Source organism: Phormidium sp. CCY1219 (genome assembly GCF_055795085.1).
Window position 1 is genome coordinate 1 of record NZ_JAYFEQ010000842.1, and the last position, 5428, is coordinate 5428.

5 protein-coding genes are annotated in these 5428 nt (G+C 52.4%); 3 read left to right on the forward strand and 2 right to left on the reverse strand.

Annotation, left to right across the window (positions count from 1 at the left end; all coding sequences use genetic code 11):
• Window positions 1-95 precede the first annotated feature (95 nt).
• The 3 genes from AC0QH1_RS26845 to AC0QH1_RS26855 all read left to right on the forward strand — a co-directional run bounded on the left by AC0QH1_RS26845 (window position 96) and on the right by AC0QH1_RS26855 (window position 3658).
• Window positions 96-1292, forward strand: a complete 1197-nt coding sequence (locus AC0QH1_RS26845) for a hybrid sensor histidine kinase/response regulator (protein ID WP_324634529.1) — start codon at window positions 96-98, stop codon at window positions 1290-1292.
• Between the two features lie 732 nt (window positions 1293-2024).
• Entirely contained in the window at window positions 2025-2483 is a 459-nt protein-coding gene (locus AC0QH1_RS26850) for a DUF2141 domain-containing protein (RefSeq protein WP_324634530.1), read from the forward strand.
• 179 nt (window positions 2484-2662) lie between these two features.
• Window positions 2663-3658, forward strand: coding sequence for a tetratricopeptide repeat protein (locus AC0QH1_RS26855; protein ID WP_324634531.1), 996 nt, complete (start codon window positions 2663-2665; stop codon window positions 3656-3658).
• A 60-nt stretch (window positions 3659-3718) separates the two neighbouring features.
• Here AC0QH1_RS26855 and AC0QH1_RS26860 read toward each other — a convergent pair whose 3' ends face one another.
• Window positions 3719-5188, reverse strand: a complete 1470-nt coding sequence (locus tag AC0QH1_RS26860; protein ID WP_324634532.1) for a hypothetical protein — start codon at window positions 5186-5188, stop codon at window positions 3719-3721.
• A gap of 35 nt (window positions 5189-5223) precedes the next feature.
• A partial coding sequence (locus AC0QH1_RS26865) for a hypothetical protein (RefSeq protein ID WP_324634533.1) occupies window positions 5224-5428 on the reverse strand: 205 nt, incomplete at its 5' end.

The following is a 5428-nucleotide window of genomic DNA, read 5'->3' on the forward strand; positions in this document are numbered from 1 at the left end:
ACCCAGATCTCAAAGGTCTCGGCCCAGAAGCCCGCGCCGTACCGCCTAAGCGGTCGGCGTCGGGAGTACGTCACAATGCAATGGCAAGTTAGTAGATGAATAACACCGATTCCCAGAACAACTCCCCCCTCATCCTTCTTGTGGATGACGATCGGACAACTCGCATGATGCTGCGTCGCGCCATGCAAAATGAAGGGTATCAGGTGGTTGAGGCTTCTGACGGGATCGAGGGTGTAGATATTTACAAGCGGCTTCACCCAGATATGGTGCTGCTTGATGCCCGGATGCCCGTGATGGATGGCTTTACCTGCTGTACCCAAATCCAAGCACTCTCCCCCGGTCGGGGTATCCCCGTGTTGATGATTACCAGTCTCGAAGATGAAGACTCGGTGGATCGCGCGTTTGAAGCGGGGGCGACAGACTATATCACCAAACCGATTCATTGGGCGGTTCTGCGTCGGCGGGTGCAGCGTCTGCTTCAGGAAAGGCAAGCGGAACGCGAAATTGTCAGGGCACTAGACCGCGAACGCGAACTCGGCGACTTGAGATCCCGCATCGTGACGATGGTCTCTCACGAGTACCGCACTCCCCTGACGGCTATTTTGTCTTCGGCGGAATTGCTGGAATGTTATTGGCCAAAGTGGGATGAAAGCAAGCGGACGAAACACCTACAGCGCATTCAAACCGCTGCTCATCACCTGACGCAGTTGGTTTCTGACGTGCTCTCGATCGATCGGGTTGAATCCGGTCAGCTCGAATTCGAACCGGTACCGGTGAATCTGGAAGAACTCTGCACGGCGGCGATCGCTGAGTGCCACTTGACGCCTCATTCGCCCCACCAAATCAACTTTACCTCTCAGGGACACTGTGCTGATGCGATCGCCGATCCTAAACTCCTACGCCAGTTGTTGAGCAATTTACTCTCGAATGCGATTAAATATTCTCCAAAAGGAGGCACAATTCATTTTGAGTTGAGCTGCGCTCACTCTTCCCCTGCTGACAGTGCCGCGCTTCACTCCCCTGATTCTCCTGACAATGCTGGCAACCCTGCCGGCAATTGGGTGATTTTCCGCATCCAAGACCCGGGGATTGGCATTCTCCCGGATGAACAGCCCCAGTTGTTTAATGCGTTTCATCGCGGGAGCAATGTGGGTACTATTCAGGGGACGGGTTTGGGTTTGGCGATCGCCAAAAAATATGTGGAGTTACATCGAGGCGAGATGACCCTGGAAGGCTCTCCCGATGAGGGCACGATTGTTACGGTGAGGATTCCCCAACGCCGTTTGTCTTAACTCGACTCAGGCGGGAGTTCGCCCCCGGGCAATCTTTACCTTCGATGCCGGATGGATCGCAGGGCAGGGACGCTGCTGCTTCCCATTCGGTCTGGGTCTCCCCTTCGCTTCTTCTCCTTTTGTGTGGGCAATACTCCAGCACTCTCTTCACTCCCGTCCCCCTCCCTTGTGCCTCGCGATCGGCAAGGTTTTCTCCCCTGCTTTGGGGAAACCATTTTCCCTGAATTGCATCTTTTAATCCCCCGCTACATTATCGCTCTTTAATTTACCAAAACTTTAAAAATATCCCCCTATTTTTTCCCTCCATTCTCTTACAATAACCCTAACCCGCCTCCCCAACTGGAACGGAAACCCCAGTGCTTAGGCTCAACCCGCCAGAAGGGGTGGATGCCCCCACGTTCGGCGAGCCTGTAGAATCTCTGTCCACTCTTCTCCACCGGAGAACCGCGAGGTTTCGGGTTTGATTGACTCCCTATTCACTAGCGCTCAAATCGCTTAACTGTAAGATACAATTCAGGGTAACTAAAACATTGATGGAAGGAGATGGCCGTTAAAATTGTGGAGGGCTGGCTGTGTGGTTACCTCGATAACCATTCATCACCTCAATTCCATCCAATACCAGGATTGCACGATGCAAATCATTGCAAAAAATAAGCGGCAATCTACCACCAAAACAAAACATAAAGTCTGTGTTCCGCCTACGTTAACCCTTTAAAAAACCACATCAATCCTATGCAAAAAATATTCCAGGCGATCGCCGTGTTGGGTACAATGGTGGCAAGCCTCTCTCTACCAGGAGGTGCCCGCGCCCTTGATGCGGGTCAGCTCACGGTGGAAGTGGATGGACTGACTAACCAACAAGGCAATATTTGTTTGACTGTTTTTTCTCGCAGCGACGGATTTCCCAAAGATGCGATGAAAGCCCTCAAAGCCTCTTGTTTCCCTATTTCTCAAACTCCCCTGACCCTCACCTTGGACGGGCTGAATTTTGGCAACTATGCGGTGGCTTTATTTCACGATGAAAATGCTGATGGGGAACTCAACACCAATCAAATCGGCATTCCCCAAGAAGGGTTTGGATTTTCCAATAACCCCCCCATCCTCACCGGACCGCCACAATTTCGCGATGCCACGTTTTTTTTGGCGGGACAAAATACCACGATTCGGATCGACCTGAATTATTTGCTCTGATTGTAAGCCTTGCTTTAGGTAGGGGTGGAAACTGTGGCTGTTCAATCGAAGGCGATCGCTAAACAATTGAAGATATCGTGAAGAGGGAAGGTCGGATTGCATTACCGCGCCACTGGGGCGCGCTACGGCATTCGGCTGACCCCACTGCGATCTATCACTGCTTACTGGAGGCGAAAATTATGCAGCGAATCTTCACCTGGCTGGGCATCATGGCGGGAATGAGTCTGTGGGTTCCGGTCTCGGTTTTAGCCGCCCCGGAGGATCCCACGGGCAGCCAGGACTCGGGACAAGTGACGACTCCGGGGGTTATCCTGGATGCACCATCGACGCCGAGTGCCCCTAGGGCGACTCCCCAGATGACTCCTCAACCCTCTGCGGATCCCACTGCACCCCGGGCAACTCCCCAGACGATTCTGCAACCGGATACTCCTTCGGGGGAGAATACGGGTGAATCCACCCCCGCCGCTGCCCCGACGGAGGTGGAAACTTTGCTCTCCCGAGGTCAATATCTGCTCAGTTCCAAACAATATGAGGATGCCCTGCGCGCTTACCAAAGCGTCATCGACCTCAATTCTAATAATGCTGATGCCTGGATCGGTCGCGGTATGGTTCTCGAACAGTTGGAACAGTACGATGAGGCGATCGCGGCGATGAACCGCGCTACGGAAATTCGCCCGAACTATTCTCTAGCCTGGTTCAGTCGCGGAATGGTCCTCAAACAGGCGCAACAGTACGAAGAGGCGCTCGAATCGTTCGATCGCGCCTTAGAAGGTAATAGCGAATGGGGAGATAACCGGGCCGCTGATGCCGCAATTAACCGAGGGTCGGTTCTGTGGCAATTAGAGCGTCGCGATGAGGCGATCGCCGCGTTCGATCGCGCCCTGGAATTGGATCCTCAGTTCGCCCTGGCTTGGTACAACAAAGGTACCGCTCTCCTGATCCTCGGCGAGTACGAGGCGGCGGTGGAATCTTACGATCGCGCGATCGATAGTACCGGGGAATGGGGCTTGACTACCGGTCCGGCTAGTGCCTGGTACAACCGGGGTCTGGCCCTGGAACAGTTGGAACGCTATGAAGAAGCGATCGAATCCTATGACCAAGCCCTGAGAATTACCCCTAACCACACTAAGGCCCGACAGCAACTCGCGAATCTGCGCGATCGCCTACAAAATTAACTCTGCACCCCTAAGTTGAAAGAATCGCGGACGAGGATCCGCGATTCTTTCTGGTTCTTTTTATGGCAACCACTCGGGGCGCAACCCGCGAAAGGGAAAGTCCACCGGTGTCAAATTGTCTATCTCCTCGGGGGGAATACTCGGCTCTAAGGGCAGCAACCACAAGCGCGAGGTGACGATCGCTTCCCCGGAATTGGTGCGCGGCATTGCTTCGCTCCCTTGACTTCTGCCTCGATTTGTGGTAGAGATTTGGTCGAAGAGCAACCCTAACCCGTCGGGAGATAAACTCATCTGAATCTCTCTTTGCTTCGGTAGCAATACCAAGGTGGTTGCCTCTTCGGTTTCTAGGTTAATCGCGGCAATATATGGCTCTTCTCGATATTCATCCCCTTCGATTAGGGTGGTCAGCAGGGTATAGAGAATCTTCCCATCGGGACTAAATTCGGCATCGAGAATCGACCCTTTGATGCGTCGCAATTCTTTTTGCACCCCGGTGTTGGTGACTAGAAACAGCGATCGCGTATAGTCTGTGTTGAATTTCACCATCGCCGCCGCCGCACCATTGCGGGAAAAATCTAGCACCTGTGCGAATTTCGGCAGAAATTCTAACGGTTCGGCGTTGGCTTCTAAGGGCAAAATCGCTAACCCCTGCCCTTGGGCGATCGCGATGGCATTACTGTCTGGGGTAATTAAAAATTCTCCCCCCGGTTCCGCTTCTAGGGGTTTCGCTTTTTTTCCCTCTTTTATCATCCACAAGCCCACTTTCCCCCCTTTGCCTTTCTTCAAGCGCTGCACTAAAATGGTGGAGCCGTCGGAAGATAAATCGAAACTGAAGTTTTGATAGTTTTTTGCGTCTAAGACTAACTCGATTTTTCCCGGGGGTTTCCCATCTCGACCTGTGGTGACGGTGTAGAGTTTCTGTTCGAGTAACTCGTTGGATCCGGCGTGGCGATCGCTGGCGGAAAATAAGATCCGATCGCCTTTGGGATAGGGTTCGTAGTCCATTACCATTAAATCTTCGGTGAGAACCGTTTTTTCCCCTTGGGTTAAATTGTACAAAATTAACTGTCCGCGTTCTTGTTCCTCTACGCCTAGGTAAACAATTGCGCGATCGCGACTTTTGAATCTGCCCACATAGGGATCGATCGGGGTCGCTGTCTCGGGATTGTCAAAGCGATCTCGCGCACCCTCTATTTCTAGCTCAAATTCCATCCCATAGGGTAAGGGGCGATCGAGTGTATAGGCCATCCTCTGTCCGGCCCAGCTAATTTTACCCGGTAACGCTGGCTCGATTTCTAAATTCTCTTCGACGCTGACCCGATCCATCGGACGACTGAAGGTGACGATAAAGGCTCTCTCTTCAGCTCCGATTTCTCTATCCTCCCAGCTAAAGTCCCGCACTCTCGGGGCGGTACTGTCTCCCCCAAACAGTAATAGGGCGATCGCTACCGTCAGCACCGCAATCAGTGCTATGGCGGCGCGATCGAGCGGTTGGGAGAATTGATTCGCAATCTTCGAGGCGCTTAACATTTACACTTCTATTTTGGACTTTCTCTTGTTTTAACTTACCCGTCTTTTGCCCCTTCTTCCCTTCGGGTTTCCCCTTCTCTGGCTCTTTTCTGGGGCGCGATCGCGCTTCCGGTTAAAAAAATTATTTTTTTTGTGCGAAGCGGGCAATTTCGCGTTACATTGTAATCATAATGGGAGGCTAAGGGTTTGGCGAAAATTGTCACTATTCCCATTATAATATAGACTACCAAGCTTCCGAGC

Bases quoted from the DNA above. Each gene is read 5' to 3' on its own strand.
- AC0QH1_RS26845 (WP_324634529.1), top strand. From the start codon at position 96: ATGAATAACACCGATTCCCAGAACAACTCCCCCCTCATCCTTCTTGTG.
- AC0QH1_RS26855 (WP_324634531.1), top strand. From the start codon at position 2,663: ATGCAGCGAATCTTCACCTGGCTGGGCATCATGGCGGGAATGAGTCTG.
- AC0QH1_RS26850 (WP_324634530.1), top strand. From the start codon at position 2,025: ATGCAAAAAATATTCCAGGCGATCGCCGTGTTGGGTACAATGGTGGCA.
- AC0QH1_RS26860 (WP_324634532.1), bottom strand. From the start codon at position 5,188: ATGTTAAGCGCCTCGAAGATTGCGAATCAATTCTCCCAACCGCTCGAT.